Raw genomic sequence first — 19625 nt, forward strand, 5'->3', positions numbered from 1 at the left:
GCATTATGAAAAAAACAATTAAAGATATAGCGGAGATGACAGGAGTTTCTATAAGCACGGTATCTAAAGTGATCAATGATTACCCAGATGTTGGTGAAAAAACCCGTGCGAAAATTTTAGCAGCAATGAACGAAATGGGATATCGTTCAAATCAAGTGAATAAAGTGAAAACAAAAACACAAATGCTTGCAGTGATTTACGGTTTTAAAGTTGATTTGAACCATCCTTTCTTTAGTGAAGTTATTAATTCATTCAGTAAACACATTGGGACATTTGGTTATGATTTATTGTTCTTCTCTAATAATGAACCAAATCAAGGTGATGTAGATGATTACCTTGAGAGATGTAAGAGAGCTCAAATTGACGGTTGCATTATTCTTGGAGGGGATCCCAACCAATCTTCGCTCTATGACCTTGATCATAGTGAGATTCCGTGTATCGGTGTCGATATCAAATTGACAGGGCCTAAATCCGGCTATTTAATGACGGATAATATAAATTTAGGGAAAAAAGTAGTCGAGCATTTTTATCTGAAGGGTCACCGAAAAATAGCCCATATCGGTGGGTTGCAAACTACGATTGTCGGTAGCGAAAGAACAACTGGTTTTTTGCAAGCGATGACAGAATTTGGGTTACAACTACAGGAAGGATGGGTTAAGCACGGGGATTTTACGGAACAAAGCGGCTATGAAGCAATGAAGTCTATTTTGAATTCGGAAAACGAGCAACCGACCGCATTGTTTTCCGCGTCCGATATTATGGCATTTGGTGCAATGGCGGCAATTAAGGAACATGGCTTACAGGTGCCAGAAGATATAGCGATCGTTGGATGTGATGATATCGAATTAAATAAGTACATGGCAAAGCCGCTATCTACGATGAAGCAGGACAAGCAAAAGATTGGACAGCTTGCCGCATACATGATTATTGATTTAATGAATAATGTCATGGGATCAAGCGCAGTTGTTGTCAATTCCGAGTTAATCGTTAGGCAATCAGGCTAAAAAGCGGGTAATCTAGCACTATACTTGTACTTTTAATCATATAGGGTAGTCGCCTGCATAAAAACTGCATTATCTTTATGGGTCCTCTACATTTTTTGGTTCTATCTGCTACTAAATCTGTATATAGATTATTAGTAGATAAACTAGAAAAGGAGGCCGCCGATGAACAATTGGAAAAACCGCCGAACTACTAATAGTTGGAAAAAACCTAGCATCATTATACTGATCAGTCTCACTAGCATCATTTTAGTAATTCCAACATTGATTGTTGTTCCATTCATTCAACAAGGTGGAGTTGAAAGGAATTCGGTAAATACAGAAGGGCAAGAAACCACAGTTGAAATTAAGCCAAGTGATTCCGCGCTTAAAGTTGATGTGTATCGAACAAAAACAGAGGAAATCGAATCTGTGCCCTTAGAAAATTATGTAGCGAGAGTAGTTGCCTCTGAAATGCCAGCAGAATTTGAAATTGAAGCACTGAAAGCACAAGCGCTCGCTGCACGAACATATATTGTCAATTATTTAACGTACAGTCCAGGTAAAGCAGAAGGTGGCGCAGACGTAAATGACACCGTTCAATATCAAGTATACAAAAGTGAAGAAGACCTTCATGCGCAATGGGGAACAGAATATAACTGGAGAATGAACAAAATCCAGCAAGCAGTCAAAGAAACGGTCGGAGAAATTGTAACCTACAAAGAAGAGCCGATCACGCCAGCGTTCTTTTCAACGAGTAATGGCTACACAGAAAACTCCGAGGATTATTGGCAAAATGAACTACCGTACCTTAGAAGTGTCGCAAGTCCGTGGGATGAAGAATCCCCAGAGTATTCCGATCAAATGATCTTTACTTTGGATGAAGTGGAAGCAAAGTTAGATATTTCTTTAACTAATGAATCAGCAACTGAATTCCCAATCGTACGCACAGAAAGTAATCGTGTTGAATCGATCACATTAGGTGGGAAAACATTTACAGGTAGGGAAATCAGAGAAGATCTAGGCTTACGTTCAAGCGATTTTACCGTAGAACAACGTCAAGAGCATCTAATTTTTAAAACCATAGGCTATGGTCATGGAATCGGTATGAGTCAATATGGTGCAAACGGAATGGCTAAAGAAGGAAAAACATATAAAGAAATCGTTTCCTACTACTATCAGGGAACTGCAGTAGCGAGCTTAACTGCAGTAGTCCCGCAACTTGCTGCGAATAATTAATGTATAGGGGAGACATATACGGCATTGGTCGTGTATGTCTTTTTAATTTGTAATAGGGTGTATGTTTGGAGGTGGTGAAAATCCTGAAGCAACGCGAAATCCGAGTATATGGTGAATTACGTGTCGCAAAGGAGAGGAAGCGACACGAAAACGGAGAGAGTGGTGAATTACGTGTCGCAAAGGAAAGGAAGCGACACGAAAACGGATTGTGCGGTGAATTACGTGTCGCAAAGGAGAGGAAGCGACACGAAAACGGATTGTGCGGTGAATTACGTGTCGCAAAGGAGAGGAAGCGACACGAAAACGGAGAGAGTGGTGAATTACGTGTCGCAAAGGAGAGGAAGCGACGCGAAAACGGAGAGAGTGGTGAATTACGTGTCGCAAAGGAGAGGAAGCGACACGAAAACGGAATGTGTGGTGAATTACGTGTCGCAAAGGAGAGGAAGCGACGCGAAAACGGAGAGAGTGGTGAATTACGTGCCGCAAAGGAGAGGAAGCGACGCGAAAACGGAGAGATGGTGAATTACGTGTCGCAAAGGAAAGGAAGCGACACGAAATCGGTGTATGTTTGGAATTAAGCGTTCCAAAGGATGCTGAAGCGACTCAAAAACAGCACAGGTTTGAAATTAAATGTCGTAAAGCGAGAGCAATGATCTGTATTAAAAGGGAACAGGATTTCACCGTAAGGCACCATTCTACCACCTTCATCCCGTGGCACTCCCGCCCCAGCTAAAACCTACAATAAATAAAAAACCCTCGATTTTATGCATAATTCTAGGCTTTTGTTAAAAAATAAATGGAAAATTTTTAAATTGATGTATATAAGTAGCTGTTTCTGATCAGAATGGTTGCTGAGGTGATGAGATATGAAAGAAGAAAACAACAACGTTTCAGAAAATACTTGGAAACGTATCTTTCGTAAAAAATGGTTTTTCCCAGCTGTATATCTAACGATCGCTGCGTTACTATTAAGTGGGGTGCTATGGTATCAAAATGTTGCGAACCAAGTACCAGAGGCAGATAATAGGTCGGAGACAGAAGATGAAATTTTAAGACCATCTAACGACCGTGATCAAGATGCTAGTCCGGTAATGGATCCGCAGGAAGTAGTTCAGATGCCAGTAAGGGAAGAAAGTCAGACAGAAATCGTAACAAAGTTCTACGATTATGAAGCTGACAGTGAAGATAAAGAAAAAGCACTAGTACTATTCGACAATACTTACTACCAAAGCGATGGAGTAGACATTGCACAAGCGAATGGTGAAAGCTTTGATGTTACCGCTGCACTTAGTGGTACAGTAACAGAAGTCAAAGAAGACCCAATCTTAGGGAATGTCGTTAAGATTGAGCATCAAGACAATGTAACTACTAATTACGCAAGCTTAGGTGAAGTACTTGTTGAACAAGGAGCAGAAGTGAAACAAGGTGACAAAATTGGTACTGCAGGCCAGAACTTATTTGGTCAAGATATCGGTACGCACGTTCACTTCCAAGTCCGCAAAGACGGTACAGCTGTAAACCCAGAATCGTTCTTTAATCAGCCGGTAAGCGCAGTAGCTTTACCACAAGTTGATGATGAAGGCGATGATAGCGATTCTGAGGAAGATGAAACCGAAGACGAAGACGATTCTAAGGAAGAAGATGCTTCAAGCACAAGTACAGAATCTTCTGCAGCAATGGCGAACGCATAATGTTAGATTGATGTATAACCCCTCGGCACATGCCCTGGGGTTTCTTTTTTACAAAACAAGAACTTATCTTACCGCGAACGCAACTTTCCGAAAGAACCAAAAATCAAACATCGACACTTCCGTACCTTCTTCTACCACATTCGCCATCACTCACCATACATTTTACGAAACACAACGAAATTTATCTGTAATTGTCGAACGATAATATCACGAAACTAGTTGAATTTTCCGATAAACATGAAATAATAGAAAACATATACAATTTCAAGAATAACCCCACGATCACACCCATCCGGTAATACTGGACAAGCTGTCCTAAACATCACTTCTTTTAAAACTTTCGACGTTATTAAATTTTTTGTCTAAGCACTACCAGAATAAAAGAATATGAAGAGGAGAGGAATGAAGATGCTGCAAAATATTTTATTGACGTGTTGGATTGCTTTTTGTTTATATGTGCAACCGGTTAACGAACCACTGCCAAATGATGCCCCAATTACTCCTATTGAAATACTTGAGACGCCAATCACTTACTTTTCTGACCCCGGATATGGTGATATCGGCTAGTTTCTAACATGTAAAAATCAAATTCTATTTTCCCGTCTTTAGCACATTGGCTTGGCAGAATTATCAAAATTATTCATATTCAAACAATATCAATAATAAACTGATACAAACCAAGCAATAAAGGGTCTGAGGTGAGAGTGTGAAGCTCTAAGCCAACTAGTGAACATAACAAAAATTCTTACCTATTTTCTCCTATAATTCAGCTACGATCTCCATCACCTTGTCTCATTTCACACCTTAGACAACCAACTCAGGGAGGCGAGTGGTGTGCATGACTACATCAAAGAGAGAACTATCAAGATTGGAAAGTACATCGTGGATTCAAGAAAGACGGTAAGGGTAATTGCAAAAGAATTTGGTGTTTCTAAAAGTACGGTACACAAGGATTTAACAGAACGACTACCAGAAATAAACCCCGAATTAGCCAATGAAGTCAAAATTATCCTCGATCATCACAAAGCGATCCGTCATCTGCGTGGTGGAGAAGCGACGAAAAGGAAATACAGACTAACATCCGCATCTGAACAACATGTCGAATCAATTGAACCAGTTGAACCTGTCAGTTAATACTAGAAGACCCTCCTTTATGCCTATGTTGTATAAGTAATCGATAAGTTGCCAAATTAAATAGGGAGCATGAAAGGTAAATGATGTTCTTGGGTGATTCTGTTAGCAGAGCTCTGCATGTGCAGGGCTTACGTTTTTATCTTGAGTCAATTTTATATAGCGATTTGCATTCGCATATAGTTTGGAAATGAATTAATCCAACTATATGCGAATGTGAATCGCTAAAAATCAATATGTTGCAATTGACTGTATTCTAGGCTGAAACACAAATGCAGAAATACCCATGAACATTAGGTAACTTTTGCATTTTAATCAAAAAAAGTGACTTTTTTTTACGTTTAACTAACGATATACCAAATTTTATGATAAAATACATGTTTAGAAGCATTGTGCTCTAATACTCGTGCAACGTGCAATTAAATTTGGCTGGGAGGATCAAATTCATGTTTTCTAGGGATATAGGCATAGACCTTGGTACAGCAAACGTATTAATACATGTAAAAGGCAAGGGTATCGTACTTAATGAGCCCTCGGTAGTAGCCATGGATCGTAACACTGGTAGAGTACTCGAAGTTGGAGAGGAAGCTCGCCGCATGGTAGGGCGTACGCCAGGAAACATTGAAGCTATTCGTCCATTAAAAGATGGCGTCATTGCGGATTTTGATGTTACAGAAGCAATGTTAAGATATTTTATTAATAAAATAAATGTACGTGGATTTCTTTCTAAGCCTCGCATGCTTATTTGTTGCCCCACAAATATTACCAAAGTAGAGCAAAAAGCGATTAAAGAAGCGGCAGAGAAATCTGGCGGCAAAAAGGTATATTTGGAAGAAGAGCCAAAAGTTGCTGCGATTGGTGCGGGTATGGACATTTATCAGCCAAGTGGTAACATGGTAATTGATATCGGTGGCGGAACTACAGATGTAGCCGTATTATCAATGGGTGATATTGTAACGGCACAATCGATTAAAATGGCCGGAGATAAATTTGATCAAGAATTACTGAACTATGTAAAAAGAAAGTACAAGCTTCTTATTGGCGAACGTACGGCAGAAGATATAAAGATGAATATAGCAACAGTCTTCTCTGGAGCAAGAGAAGAAGTAATGGATATTCGTGGAAGAGATATGGTGACTGGATTACCAAAAACGATTTCGATTAAATCATCAGAAGCTGGAGAAGCATTACGTGAAGCGGTTTCGCTTATTGTGCAAGCGGCTAAAGTGGTATTAGAACAAACACCACCTGAGCTTTCAGCTGATATTATTGACCGGGGTGTAATTTTAACTGGTGGTGGTGCACTATTGCACGGATTAGATCAACTGTTGGCAGAAGAGCTAAAAGTACCAGTTTTACTTGCAGATGAACCAATGAATTGTGTTGTTAAAGGAACCGGCATGATGCTGGAGAATATCGATAAAATAGAGAAAAGAAGTATAAGCTAAAACGGATTATTTTTTTCTATTTTGCGAATTTTGTAGAATATTAAATTCAAATATCTAAACGGGTCGAAACCGTTTAGAATTGATATGTAAGGAGTCATCAAGCTATGTCTACAATGCAAACCGAAAGCAATGAGTTGAACCAACCAACAAAGCGCCGTGAACAGAAGAAATTACAGAAACAGGAAAAAAAATTTGAAAAACGTATCCAAAAAGAAGCACAAGCTGAAGAAAACAGTAACGGTGCTGCTTCTCGACGTGATGAAAAAAAGATGGCAAAAAAGTATCGCCGTCGCATTATGCCTATTTGGTTACGTATCATCATTGTTTTTCTTCTTTGTTATGTGGCGTTAATGGCCGGATTAATGGTTGGTTTTGGAGTCATCGGTAGTGGTGAACCATTAGATGCGCTTGAGTTAAACACATGGACGCATATTAAAAATATTGTACTAGGAAATGCTAATTAAGTATCTAAAAAGAGGAGTTAATCACAACTGGTTAGACTCCTTTTTTGCGAAATTACATAATCAGTTCATATGAAAGGAGTATCACTATGCTTAATGTTAACCAGATAAAAGAAACAATTCCGCATCGTTATCCATTCCTTTTAGTTGATGAAATTGTAGAGTTTGAAGAGGGAAAACGAGTAGTAGGAAAAAAGAATGTGACCATAAATGAGCCGTTTTTTCAAGGCCACTTTCCGGATTATCCTGTAATGCCAGGTGTGTTAATTGTTGAAGCTTTAGCACAGGTTGGTGCTGTAGCTATGTTGAAAAAGGAAGAAAACAAAGGCAAAATTGGTTTCTTAGCGGGGATAGACAAGTGTCGATTCAAACGTCAAGTAGTACCTGGTGACCAGTTAAAGTTAGAAGTGGAAATTACTCGTCTGAAGGGCCCAATCGGAAAAGGGAAAGCAATCGCAACCGTAGATGGCGAATTAGCGTGTGAAGCAGAAATCATGTTTGCGATAAAATAAAATAAAGCGGTCCTTCCAGTTTATGGAGGGTCCGTTTTTATTTGGAAGGCTTTTTTCATGGAAATGCGGAACGCGGCACGGAACGAGGGGTCAGATCTCTCGTCCCACCCCACCTGCTTGCCCTGGAACGAGAGAACTGACCCCGCGTTTCCAGACCCCGCGTTTCACAATTAATTCCTGTATATTTTTATACTTATGTAGAATTCTATACACAACTGTTTTTACAATGTCTCCGTTATTGTAAAGCAGTTACAGCTCGGGGATCTTTAATAAATTGTTTTCAACGATGCAATGTTTAAAGGAAAATGGGGCATATTAAAGATGAAATAAATTTAGAAGGAGGAATTAGTAGTGATAAAAAATAAATTGTTATTTAAACTCGGTACTTCCGTTTTGGCATTGTCTTTAGTTGCGGCGTGTGCGGATGATGAAGAACAGAACCCACCACCGGAAGAAGATGCACCGGCTGAAGAAACGCCAGCAGAAGAAATTGAGGATGGTGCAGAAGAGCTTGGTGATGAAATGGATGATGCTACAGACGGTATGGATGACGCTGGTGAGAACGGCGGTACTACTGAAGATGGAGCTGGCAACGAAAACGGTGGTATGAATGGCGAGAATGGCGAAAATGGTACAACTGGCGATACGGGTGAGAACGCTGGTAATGGAGAAGATGGCGCTACACCTGAAGACGATAATGCTTTAGACATGGACGACGAAAATGTCGACGATACGAATGAAAACACAACAGATAAAGACAAAGATCAATAATCTCTGACTAGAAAGGGGCCTATGTGACCATGGGTTCCTTTCTTTTTAAGCAGAGCACGTGGGCATACACCTACATGCGGACTGCAAACCACTTAAAAAATAAGCTTTTCCAGGTCGCCTGTGCCGTCAATACAAGCAGTCATATGTTATCATAGTACTAACGAAACGAGGAGGTATGATGATAACGTGATCGAATATAACGAACTAAAGAAACTGTTACTTGATCATCAGCAAATGATAAATATGATTGACCCCAAATCATTGGCTATACAAGAATTTCTCCACACCCAATCCCGAAAACAAGCTGTTGATGACAATCATGTATTTACGTTTGTCTATCGTAACTATCACAACCTAACAACACCAAGTTTAACAGCTGAATTTGAAACGAAATATTTTCAATTGATGGAACAAGTGCGAAAAAGCAGCAAGGTTCCTAACATTACACAACTGACCTATAGCTTATATGTAATAAAAAACAGATACAATAATCCCAATATGCAATTTCCACTCGTCATCGACATGGTGCACACATTCTATCCACACTTTCCAACATTTAGTCAAGCAATAGTCCAGACTTTCAAATTTCCGACTACGTATCACTTAACTGGATTTTATAAAAAAATGGCACGGTCGATCGAACAATATCGGTATGTCCATGACACATATCAGCAATTACTTCAAGAGGACGTAATTCAACCGTTATTTAAAAAGTTTGATGAACAGTTCCCGAACAATAATTTTGGAAAGGTTAAAAAGCTGGATCTTATTGTAAATCAATTAGGTGAAATCAAATAGATTCTAGGGTTTGAGGCTGGTCTTTGATTTAGTCTTCATTTATTGTCAGCCTCACTCCTATTTGATATAGTGAAAACTGTATTGACTGACTGGTCAGTACATGAAAAATATGAAACGAAATGTAATAACGACTCGTACATAGTAAGGATGAAAATAGATGAATGAAAAAAAACGGAAAATTATCGAAACCAGTATAAAGCTGTTCGCAGAAAAAGGTTTTCATGTTACATCTATTCAAGAAATTGCCGATCAGAGTAACGTCTCAAAAGGTGCCTTTTATTTATACTTTGATTCAAAAGAAGCATTAGTGCTAGCGATTTTTGATTACTATTTTCAGCAAATAATGGAAAAAATGCAAGTAATTGATGCGCGTGATCTGGAACCGATGGAAAAACTAAAGCAACATATTGCCTTTTTTTTAAATATGATATCGGAACACAAAGAATACATTATCATGCACATAAGGGATAATCTACAACTAGGGAAAAATCTTGATGAATTTATGGTGCGCATGAACAAGCACTTTTTCAATTGGATGCGTGAAACATTTGTAGACATATACGGAGAAAAGATTACTCCTTATATCGTCGATGCAGCAATCCAGTTAGATGGCTTGATGCAAGGATATTTTAAATGGTTAGCAATGCATGATCTTGACATTGATTGCAACGAGACGGCAGGCTTTATCGTACGCCGATTCGATAACTGTGTTCAAGGTATGTTAAATGACGAAGCAAAACCACAAATAACAATGGACCAGTTGCAATATTCATTAGTTTCACCGAGTCAACAGGCATCCATTAGTGAACAGGTACAATTGATCGTCGAGACGATGCTGGAGAAGTTACATAAACAACCAATGATAGATAACAAAAAAAGACAGGAGCTGCAAGAAGCTGCTGCTGTTATTAATGATGAAATCAACAATCGCCAGCCAAAAATGATCGTCATTCAAGCGATGTTGACACCTTTCCAAACGGTGCCGGCCTTGAAAGAGGATTGCAAACAAATAGCTGAAATCTGTGATATAAGATTATTTTTACAGGATTAGAGAGGGGACAAAAAAGAGATGAAAAAAATCGCAATATTATTTATCGGACTAGTATTACTCGTATTAGTAGCTTGTACAGAAGAGGATACAAATACGGAAGAAACAGAGAAAGTAGTTACACCTGTTGAAGTAGCAGAAGTGACACAAGGTGATCTCGTTTTAGAAAAAAGATTTTATGGAAGCATTCAACCTGAATCGACGACACCAGTGGTCTCTCCTTTTGCAGGCGAAGTAGATACAGTAGAAGTCGAAAAAGGTGATCAAGTTGAAGAAGAAGACGTATTGGCGGAAATTACCCGTGCGGACGGACGTGGGACGATTGAAGTAGAAGCTGCTGATGCAGGTGAGATAACGATGCTACAAGCAGAGGAAGGCTCGATGGTTTCGAATACGGAGCCATTCGCTACGATTGTGAACCTTGATACGTTAACAATCATGGTCGGTGTAACAGGAAATAATTTTTCTCTATTTGAAAATGGCGAAGAAGCGACCATTACGGTGGCTGCGGTTGACGAAGAAATAACTACAAATATCGGTTATGTTTCACCAGTACCAAACGAACAAGGTTTATATACGGTGGAATTGACGATTGATAATCCGAATAAAAAGATCAAGCCAGGTATGATCGCCGTTGTTAGTGTTCCAGAAAAAAGAGTGGAGCAAACGCTAATCATCCCAACGTCTGCGTTAGTGGAACAAAATGCTGAAACATATGTGTACATTATTGAAGATAATAAAGCTGTTAAAAAGACAGTAACGGTAACAGAAGCACAATCAGACGTTACGGCGGTTGAAGGTGATCTAGATGCTGGTGAGGAAGTTGTCACAAGTGGACAACTGACACTAGCGGATGGTAATCAGGTAACAATCATGAAGGAGGATCAATAATCGTGAAGCTCGTAGAAACTTCAGTCAAACGTCCCGTAGGCGTAATCATGGTCGTACTCGCGATCCTAGCCTTAGGATTTATTTCGCTTCGGAGCTTGAACGTGGATTTGTTCCCGGAAATTGAGTTACCGATCGCCGTTGTCGCTACTTCTTATCCGGATGCGGCACCACAAGAGGTGGAAAAGCAAGTAAGTAAACCGATCGAGTCTGCTTTAAGCTCGATTGAAGGCGTACAAACAATTCAGTCCCAATCACAATCAGGATCTTCACTCGTGATATTGATGTTTAATACAGGGGTGAATTTAGATAATGCACTGTTAGAAGTGAGGGAAAGTGTCGACAGGGTAAAAGGCTTACTACCAGAGAGTGTAGGCGATCCTAGTGTGCTTCGCTTTAATCCCAATCAATTGCCGATCATGTGGGTTGGTTTAACAGGCGATGACGCTGTTCAGATGCAGCAAATTGCAGAAGACCAAGTTGTCCCTTATTTTGAACGTCAAGAAGGCGTCGCATCGGTTTCGATTGAAGGTGGCCAGGAGCGGGTAATCGAATTAGAGCTGAATCGTTCCGCGTTAGCGCAATACGGACTAAGCTCGCAACAGGTTATGCAAGCGTTAGGTGGTGCGAACAGTTCTGGTTCAGCTGGTGTCATCGAAAAGGGTGACAAAGAACTACAAATTCGTATCAATGGTGATTTCAGTTCTGTTGATGACATACGCGAGACTATCGTGCAAACGCCGCAGGGTGCGCAAATTCATATAGAAGATATTGCAACAATCAATGATACCTTCCAGAAAACATCTGGAACGGCGCTCGTCAATGGCGATCCGTCCGTTGTTTTATCGATTATAAAGAAATCGGATGGTAATACGGTCGAGGTTTCCAACAATGTGCTGGCAGCCATCGACGATTTACAGTCAGACCTACCAGCAGACACAGATTTAGAAGTGGTTGTTGATACGTCTACTTATATTAAACAATCAATCGCAGCCGTTGTGCAAAATATGATCATCGGTGGAATCATAGCAGTATTAATTCTACTCTTGTTCTTAAAAAGCATTCGTGCAACGATTGTTGTCGGTCTATCGATTCCGATTGCAATTATAGCCACATTTACACTGATGTACTTTACTGGTGAAACACTAAACATGCTTACGATGGGTGGACTCGCGCTCGGAATCGGGATGATGGTCGACAGTTCGATCGTCATTTTAGAAAATATCGTCTCCTATCGACAGCAAGGCTACAGTTTAACAGAAGCGGCCAAAAAAGGTGCCTCTGAGCTCGCGCCAGCTGTTATAGCGTCAACGACAACAACATTGGTTGTATTCCTGCCAATTGTATATGTAGAAGGGATTGCGTCGGATATCTTTACGCCGCTCGCATTAACCGTGTCGTTTTCCTTAATTGCGTCACTTGTCGTGTCAATTACGTTAATTCCAATGCTATCATCCAAACTATTATCTAAAGCGATGGAAGACAACGGCCGCAGATATTGGTTTGACACGTTTTTAAATAAAGTGAATAAAGGCTATAAAAGGATGCTTCGCAGTGTACTTAAACGTCGCAAAACAACGATATTTGGTACGCTCGTCATTATCGTAGCAAGCTTAGCCTTGATCCCGTTAATCGGAACAGAATATATTCCACAAGGTGACCAAGGGCAAGTTTCTATTTCGGTGGAAACACCACTAGGCACAGATGAACAAACAACAACAGCGATTGCAACCGAAGTAAGTGAAAAGTTAGAAGCATATAATGATGTTATTGATGTTAGCTATGTAACCATTGGTGGCAGTGGTGGCGGAATGGTTGGCGGCGGCTCATCGAATCAAGCGGACTATACGATCCAATTGGTTCCAAAAGGTGAACGTGACCAGACTACCGAAGCAATCACACAAGAAATAAATGATGACCTCGCATCAATCGTTGGCGCGGAGATTACCGTTTCAGAAGCTGGCGCTGGCCTTGGCGGTGGAGATCCGATCCAGATTCAACTGCGTGGACCAGAGCATCAAGTATTAACGGAGCTTGCCGACCAAGTCGTTGCAACGATATCTAACGTAGATGGGGTATTCAACCCACAAACGTCTGTATCTGAGACAAGACCAGAACTTAACGTGGAAGTAGACCGCGAGCAAGCAGCGCAATATGGATTAACGTATCAAACTGTCATGAGTCAAGTGCAAATGGGCTTCACTGGCCAAACGGTTATGCAATATCGCGAAGACGGCGATGATATAAACGTGACAATGATGTATCCAGAAGACGAACGAAGCACGATTAACGATTTAGAAAACATGATGCTACAAACACCAACTGGTACGATGATTTCCTTATCATCGGTTGCTGATTTAACACAAGTACAAGGACCAGCATCCTTATCAAGAGAAAATCAACGTAACCAGGTGAACGTATCAACCGATATCGCTGATCGCGACTTAGGAAGCGTTAGTGCTGATGTGAATGAAGTAATGGAAGAAATGCAGGCAACCTTCCCAGAAGGCTATACGTATACCGTTGGTGGAGAAGCAGAAGATATGGCCGAATCGTTTACAGATCTAGCTTATGCGCTTGTGTTATCGATCTTCCTTGTCTATGCGGTTATGGCGATCCAATTTGAGAACTTCTTATTCCCGTTAGTGATCATGTTCTCCATGCCAGCAACAGTTGTAGGCGTGCTCGGAGGATTGTTCATCACAGGCATACCGATAAGCATCACCGCCTTTATTGGGATCATAATGCTCGCCGGGATTGTTGTAAACAACGCAATCGTCCTCGTCGACTATATCAACATCTTAAGGCGCCGCGGGATGGATCGTTATGAAGCAATTCTAGAAGCGGGCGTAAGCAGAATGCGACCAATCTTAATGACAACATTAACAACGATACTAGCCATGGTGCCATTAGGCCTCGGAATCGGTGAAGGAGCAGAAACACAGCAGCCATTAGCAGTTACCGTTATCTTTGGTCTAGCAGTTTCCAGCTTATTTACACTGTTACTGATTCCGGTTGTATATACGTTATTTGATGATCTGTCTGAGAAGATTAAAGGATTGGTTGGTAGGAAGAAAGGGAAGGTTGAGGAGATGTAGGGTCGAAAGCGGAAAGCGCCTTACGGACCACGGCATGCCTCTGAAAAAATGCGGTTTATAGACCGGGAAAAAGGAGCACTGCCGCTTTTTAGGCAGTGCTCCTTTTATGTATAAGGACTAAAACATATTACCGGAAAGATTCCCAACCAAATACCCAATGAAATAAAAAATTACTATAATAGCGATAATTACCAGTGCAAACCCAACTGGGCCTGATTTTTTAAGTGTAGTGAAGAGTTGTTTAAATTTACCAGAGTTCAAAAAAATCCTCCTTTCTAGCGGTGGCAATAGCTATATATAGTAGAGAGACAAGCATATGCCAAGCTTAGTGTCTAACATTAGTAACGTCTATTTATATATTTTTAAAATTTGGCAGGATTTGCGTATTATAAGTTCACTTTTATGTCAAATATTAAAAGGGACAAGTAATTTTAAGTGGGAGTTTATTTTATGTATTTTACAGAGCAAGTTATCATTGCATTTATTATATCATTATTAGCCACATGGTTGTTCACATATCCAGTGAAATGGCTCGCGAGAAAAATTGGGGCGATGGATCAACCGGATCATCGTAAAATTCATACAGTCGTCACGCCGCGGCTTGGTGGATTAGCGATATTCCTAGGTGTCAGCCTAGGACTACTATATTTACGACCGAGTGACGATCATTATGCTGCTATTTGCGTTGGTGCACTCATCATTGTTGTGACAGGCATATTAGATGATAAGTTCCAGCTCCGTCCAATCGTGAAGCTTGGTGGCCAATTATTAGCTGCAGGAACAGTCATATACTCGGGCCTTATCGTCGAAAGGATCACGATTCCATTTATCGGACTAGTCGAATTAAATAATTTGAGCATCGTAGTAACAGTCCTATGGGTAGTCGGTGTCACGAATGCAATCAACCTAATCGATGGATTAGATGGACTAGCATCCGGCGTTTCCACAATCGCTTTAACGAGTATTTTGATTATGGCCGTAATGGACGCGAAAATTGTTGTTTTCTATTTGTGTGTTGTACTGATCGCAAGTAATATCGGCTTTTTATTTCATAACTTTTATCCCGCAAAAATATATATGGGCGACACGGGTTCAATGTTTCTAGGCTATTCTATTTCAGTAGTTGCGCTGCTTGGACTGTTTAAGAATGTTACATTAATTAGCTTAATCATTCCGGTTATTGTGCTTGCGGTGCCTATCTTTGATACGTTATTTGCGATTATTAGGCGCTTAATCAATGGGGAGAACATAATGATGCCAGATAAGAAGCACTTGCATTACCAATTGTTATCGGCGGGGTTTAGTCATAGGGCAACGGTGTTGATTATTTATGGATTTAGTGCTGTTTTTGGGATATTGGCTATTGTGTTTTCAAATGCATCGCTTGGACTTACCTTAGTAGTTGCAGTTATATTTTTGTTGATGTTGCAGATAATTGCAGAGATAGTCGGAGTTGTTGGGAAGAAGCCTATAATAGCAACTATAAAAAGAATGTTCAATAAAGAAAGAGAAATAACTCGGTAATGGTTCCTTTTAATGGTAATTTTAATAATCTATATTGACACAGTATATCTTTTCGGGGAAAATAAGTTTATATTCAAAGAATCGACAAAATTTTATCATATAAACTGGGGGAAATCATGGGTTCTATGCTTTCAACAAAAATATCGCCAAATATTGAACTGTTCTTTATAACTTACATATTAATACAACCAGTTTTAGATGTGTTTGCATACCTGAATTTACCAATATCTGAACTTTTCAGGATGTTAGCAATGGTAATTGGATTATTGTACATCTTATTATTACCAAATAAAAAATTACGGTCTTATGTTTCAATTTATTTAGGGCTATTAGTAGTATTTCTTGGTATTCATTTTATTATCAACCTCATGGTTAAAGAGCCGTTCTTATTTTCCTCAGAAGTAATTTATATAATTAAAACAGCCTATTTTATTGAGATGTTAATTGTTTATATCTTACTTATTCAATCAATGAGTAAAAGATTAAATTGGCAATATATAATACAAAGAAATGTGTTTATTAGTATGTCTATTATTGGAATAGTAATGGTTCTTGCTACTTTAACGGGTACAGGTCAAAAAAGTTATGATTCACTTGCCAAATCAGGACATAGTGGATGGTTTTTTTCAGGAAATGACTTGAGTGCTATATTAGCAATGGGAATCGGGTTTATGATACTATATATGCTTAGAAAAGAGCAGTTAACTAAAAAGCTTATCCTGCTCCCATTCATAATGATCACGCTGTGGGCAACAATGATGATAGGTACTAAAGTAAGTTTTGGCGGTGCGTTTATTGCCTTGACTATTGCATTAATTGTCTCCATAATAGCTGTCTTTATTGACAAGAAAAAAAACCTTCTAAATATAGCTATAATATTACCATTATTAACTATGGTACTTTTATTAATGCCTATTACACCAATAGGTCAAAATCTAAACCTCACTTTTGACACAATAAATAGCTTGGATGAACGGACACCGGAAGTAAATGAAGAAGATGATGAGCCAAATAACGAAGAATATGATTCGATTAATGAGGATGACCAATATAACAATGATGAAACAGATACCGTTAATGATGACAAAACATCAGTTATATTGAGCGGACGAAGCAATTTCGTTTCTAATCTAAAACATCAGTATCAAATCGCTCCAACAACTCAAAAAGTTTTTGGTATGGGTTTAGGGGGTAATTATAAGACTGAACCCAAAAGTGCAGAAATGGATTTGTTTGATTGGTTTTTCAGTTTTGGAATAATCGGCTTCATTTTATTGATGCTTCCATTAATTATTATTGGCTACTTGATCTTAAGAAATATAGTATTATCCATTATACGTCGTTCATTTGATATAAACATCTTAATAATTGGAATAGCTGTATGTCTTGGTTTAGGTACTTCTATTATAGCGGGACATGTTTTTTCCTCACCAGCTTCAAGTATATACTTAGCTATAGCAATAGGTTATTTATATGCGATTTCAGCTAGATATGGGAAAAAGTACGTTGTCTAAATAATAATTATAGGTTTATTTCAGTTGAAATAAGCCTATAATTATTGTAAGAAAATTCATAAAGTCTAACTTAATCTGGGGAGTCGACGAAGATGAAACAGAAAAAAATATTATTAATTTCCTCTATAGGGGGGCACTTAACACAGTTGTTGCAATTAGAAGAATTATTTAAAGAATATCAATACCACATTGTCACTGAAAAGTCAGAGGTGACAAGGCAATTGGTCCATAAATATCCCATATCTTTTCTTATGTATGGTTCTAGAACCTATCCGGTATCATATCCGTTTAAGTTTTCTTTTAATATAGTAAAATCTTTGTTTATATTCCTAAAACATCGACCTGATGTAGTAATAACAACTGGGGCACATACTGCTGTACCGATTTGTTATATTGCAAAGCTGTTTAGGAAAAAAGTTGTTTACATCGAAAGCTTTGCTAAATCACAAAGCCCAAATCTATCCGGTAAGTTAATCTATCCTATTGCAGATCTTTTTATTGTTCAATGGGAATCTATGAAGAAATATTATCCGAAAGCTGTATATGGGGGGTCAATCTATTGATTTTTGTTGTATTAGGTACTTTTGAGCTCCCGTTTACAAGGTTGTTAGATGAAGTGAATAGATTAAAAGAAAAAGGTGTAATTAAAGAAGATATAGTTGTTCAAAATGGACATACGGCATACAGATCAGAAAATATGGATTTAAAACCATTTGTAAGCTATGAAGAAATGGATAAACTGTTCGAGACTGCGAGGCTAGTTATTACGCACGCTGGGACGGGATCAGTGATAACGGCATTAAGAAAACATAAGAAAGTAATCGCAGTTGCCCGTCTGGAGAAATATGGAGAACATAATGATGATCATCAATTACAATTAGTGGATGTGTTAGCGAAAGAAGGACATATATTGAGATGGGATGATGGAGAAAAATTAGAATATATTATTAAACAAGTGGAATCCTTTGAGCCTGTTCCATTTAAAGGAAATAAACAAAAAATGATTGGCATATTAAGAAATTTTATTGATAAATTAGAATGATTTCCTGATTTAACACAATGTCTAATTTTTTGTAAATCCATAATTTTTATAATGAAATTAAAATATTAATGTGCTATATTAGTATCAATGTGAAAAAATTAACTAAGCTAACTAGCTAATTGAAACTTTTATTAAAACAAATTCGTCTATATATAAGATTAATAAAATGACTATAAGATTGCTAGGGTTCTAGGTCTAGGAGGATAAATATGATATATATTGCGTTAGCACTTTGTTTTGTCATGTCAGTATTTCTTACACCACTAGTCAAAAAATTAGCAATACAAATTGGTGCTGTAGATAAGCCAAACTATAGAAAAGTTCATACAAAACTTATGCCTCGCTTGGGTGGTCTAGCAATTTATGTAAGTTTTATGGTGGGAATTCTTTTTTTTCAACCCATGGCAGCATCTTATTATTGGCCAATATTAATTGGTGCAACAATAATAACAGCTACGGGTATACTTGATGACATTTTTGAGCTATCAGCAAAGATTAAGTTATTGTTGCAGATAGTAGCAACTAGTGTTGTAGTTTTAAATGGTGTGGTAATAGAATTTATTAACTTACCATTTGGAAATACATTGGAATTTGGTTATATGAGTATTCCCATCACAATTCTATGGATTGTTGGTATAACAAATGCTATTAATCTTATTGATGGATTAGATGGTTTAGCAGCAGGGGTTTCCTCTATTGCGTTACTAACTATCTCGGGATTGGCGATCTCTATGGGTGATACGTTTGTAGCAGTGATGGGATTTATCCTTCTGGGGAGTACATTAGGATTTCTGTTGTACAATTTTCATCCGGCTAAGATTTTTATGGGAGATACAGGTGCGTTATTTCTCGGATATATGATTGGTGTAATCTCCGTATTAGGATTTAAAGAAATTACTGTATTCTCTTTAATTGTCCCAATTACAATCTTAGGTGTGCCAATATTAGATACAACGTTCGCGATTATTCGTCGTATTATCCAAAGGAAGCCATTGTCAGCACCAGACAAATTTCATTTGCATCACTGTCTTATAAACTTAGGCTATAGCCATAGACACTCAGTAATTTTAATATATAGTATCAGTGCACTGTTCAGTATCGCCGCAATCATCTTTACGCGCTCAACCATTTGGGGCTCAACTATTACATTTTTTGCGCTTATAATTCTTGTGGAGATTATCGTTGAACTTACTGGATTAATAGGCAAAAGTTATAAACCGTTGTTAAACTTGTTTCAGGCTAATAGATTAAGAAAATGATAGAATAAACAGGAAAAGGTGTATTGGAACTCACATTCCAATACACCTTTTTTAAAAGTCTCGAAAGTCATCAAATGAGAAGCTTGAGGATAACTTTAATCAGGTGTAGTCACTTTAGCCACGGTCAGCATGCCTACCCTCATCTATTATCCAAGGTGTAAAGTTCTTTGTTTAGTGTGTCTGTCATGAGATAAAAGAAGTTATATTTGGTGTTGTAAGGG

The 19625-nt window shown here is 38.6% G+C and carries 19 protein-coding genes; all 19 read left to right on the forward strand.

What is annotated here, in order from left to right:
* The first annotated feature begins 5 nt into the window (after positions 1 to 5).
* The 19 genes from ACI6MV_RS06040 to ACI6MV_RS06130 all read left to right on the forward strand — a co-directional run bounded on the left by ACI6MV_RS06040 (position 6) and on the right by ACI6MV_RS06130 (position 19404).
* On the forward strand, positions 6 to 1004 hold the full coding sequence (locus ACI6MV_RS06040) for a LacI family DNA-binding transcriptional regulator (protein ID WP_407269324.1): 999 nt from the start codon (positions 6 to 8) through the stop codon (positions 1002 to 1004).
* 162 nt (positions 1005 to 1166) lie between these two features.
* On the forward strand, positions 1167 to 2219 hold the full coding sequence (gene spoIID / locus ACI6MV_RS06045; RefSeq protein WP_407269326.1) for a stage II sporulation protein D: 1053 nt from the start codon (positions 1167 to 1169) through the stop codon (positions 2217 to 2219).
* A gap of 71 nt (positions 2220 to 2290) precedes the next feature.
* Complete coding sequence (locus tag ACI6MV_RS06050) at positions 2291 to 2797, forward strand: hypothetical protein (RefSeq protein ID WP_407269328.1); 507 nt, start codon at positions 2291 to 2293, stop codon at positions 2795 to 2797.
* A 288-nt stretch (positions 2798 to 3085) separates the two neighbouring features.
* On the forward strand, positions 3086 to 3910 hold the full coding sequence (spoIIQ, locus tag ACI6MV_RS06055; RefSeq protein ID WP_407269330.1) for a stage II sporulation protein SpoIIQ: 825 nt from the start codon (positions 3086 to 3088) through the stop codon (positions 3908 to 3910).
* 408 nt (positions 3911 to 4318) lie between these two features.
* A complete protein-coding gene (locus ACI6MV_RS06060; RefSeq protein ID WP_407269332.1) occupies positions 4319 to 4477 on the forward strand; it encodes a hypothetical protein in 159 nt (52 codons plus the stop codon).
* Between the two features lie 267 nt (positions 4478 to 4744).
* Complete coding sequence (spoIIID, locus tag ACI6MV_RS06065; protein WP_407269334.1) at positions 4745 to 5044, forward strand: sporulation transcriptional regulator SpoIIID; 300 nt, start codon at positions 4745 to 4747, stop codon at positions 5042 to 5044.
* 443 nt (positions 5045 to 5487) lie between these two features.
* Positions 5488 to 6489: a rod shape-determining protein gene (gene mreB / locus ACI6MV_RS06070; protein ID WP_407269336.1), complete on the forward strand. Its 1002-nt coding sequence runs from the start codon at positions 5488 to 5490 to the stop codon at positions 6487 to 6489.
* Between the two features lie 104 nt (positions 6490 to 6593).
* Complete coding sequence (locus tag ACI6MV_RS06075) at positions 6594 to 6953, forward strand: DNA-directed RNA polymerase subunit beta (RefSeq protein WP_407269338.1); 360 nt, start codon at positions 6594 to 6596, stop codon at positions 6951 to 6953.
* Between the two features lie 86 nt (positions 6954 to 7039).
* Complete coding sequence (gene fabZ / locus ACI6MV_RS06080) at positions 7040 to 7462, forward strand: 3-hydroxyacyl-ACP dehydratase FabZ (protein ID WP_407269339.1); 423 nt, start codon at positions 7040 to 7042, stop codon at positions 7460 to 7462.
* 351 nt (positions 7463 to 7813) lie between these two features.
* Positions 7814 to 8233, forward strand: a complete 420-nt coding sequence (locus tag ACI6MV_RS06085; protein WP_407269341.1) for a hypothetical protein — start codon at positions 7814 to 7816, stop codon at positions 8231 to 8233.
* Between the two features lie 186 nt (positions 8234 to 8419).
* Entirely contained in the window at positions 8420 to 9031 is a 612-nt protein-coding gene (locus tag ACI6MV_RS06090; protein ID WP_407269343.1) for a hypothetical protein, read from the forward strand.
* 157 nt (positions 9032 to 9188) lie between these two features.
* Positions 9189 to 10082 carry a TetR/AcrR family transcriptional regulator gene (locus tag ACI6MV_RS06095; RefSeq protein WP_407269344.1) on the forward strand — a complete coding sequence of 298 codons (894 nt, stop codon included), beginning with the start codon at positions 9189 to 9191 and terminating at the stop codon, positions 10080 to 10082.
* Positions 10083 to 10100: 18 nt separating this feature from the next.
* On the forward strand, positions 10101 to 10970 hold the full coding sequence (locus tag ACI6MV_RS06100) for an efflux RND transporter periplasmic adaptor subunit (protein WP_407269346.1): 870 nt from the start codon (positions 10101 to 10103) through the stop codon (positions 10968 to 10970).
* Positions 10971 to 10972: 2 nt separating this feature from the next.
* Positions 10973 to 14065 carry an efflux RND transporter permease subunit gene (locus tag ACI6MV_RS06105; protein ID WP_407269348.1) on the forward strand — a complete coding sequence of 1031 codons (3093 nt, stop codon included), beginning with the start codon at positions 10973 to 10975 and terminating at the stop codon, positions 14063 to 14065.
* Positions 14066 to 14515: 450 nt separating this feature from the next.
* Complete coding sequence (locus tag ACI6MV_RS06110; protein ID WP_407269350.1) at positions 14516 to 15589, forward strand: glycosyltransferase family 4 protein; 1074 nt, start codon at positions 14516 to 14518, stop codon at positions 15587 to 15589.
* Between the two features lie 116 nt (positions 15590 to 15705).
* Positions 15706 to 17103, forward strand: a complete 1398-nt coding sequence (locus tag ACI6MV_RS06115; RefSeq protein ID WP_407269352.1) for an O-antigen ligase family protein — start codon at positions 15706 to 15708, stop codon at positions 17101 to 17103.
* A gap of 92 nt (positions 17104 to 17195) precedes the next feature.
* On the forward strand, positions 17196 to 17666 hold the full coding sequence (gene pssD / locus ACI6MV_RS06120; RefSeq protein WP_407269354.1) for a PssD/Cps14F family polysaccharide biosynthesis glycosyltransferase: 471 nt from the start codon (positions 17196 to 17198) through the stop codon (positions 17664 to 17666).
* Complete coding sequence (gene pssE, locus ACI6MV_RS06125; protein ID WP_407269356.1) at positions 17663 to 18145, forward strand: PssE/Cps14G family polysaccharide biosynthesis glycosyltransferase; 483 nt, start codon at positions 17663 to 17665, stop codon at positions 18143 to 18145. The genes pssD and pssE overlap by 4 nt, the downstream gene beginning before the upstream one ends.
* A 209-nt stretch (positions 18146 to 18354) precedes the next feature.
* A complete protein-coding gene (locus tag ACI6MV_RS06130; protein WP_407269358.1) occupies positions 18355 to 19404 on the forward strand; it encodes a glycosyltransferase family 4 protein in 1050 nt (349 codons plus the stop codon).
* Positions 19405 to 19625: the final 221 nt, after the last annotated feature.

The sequence above is a fragment of the Radiobacillus sp. PE A8.2 genome, from assembly GCF_045635475.1.
Classification (GTDB): domain Bacteria; phylum Bacillota; class Bacilli; order Bacillales; family Amphibacillaceae; genus JBJGXI01.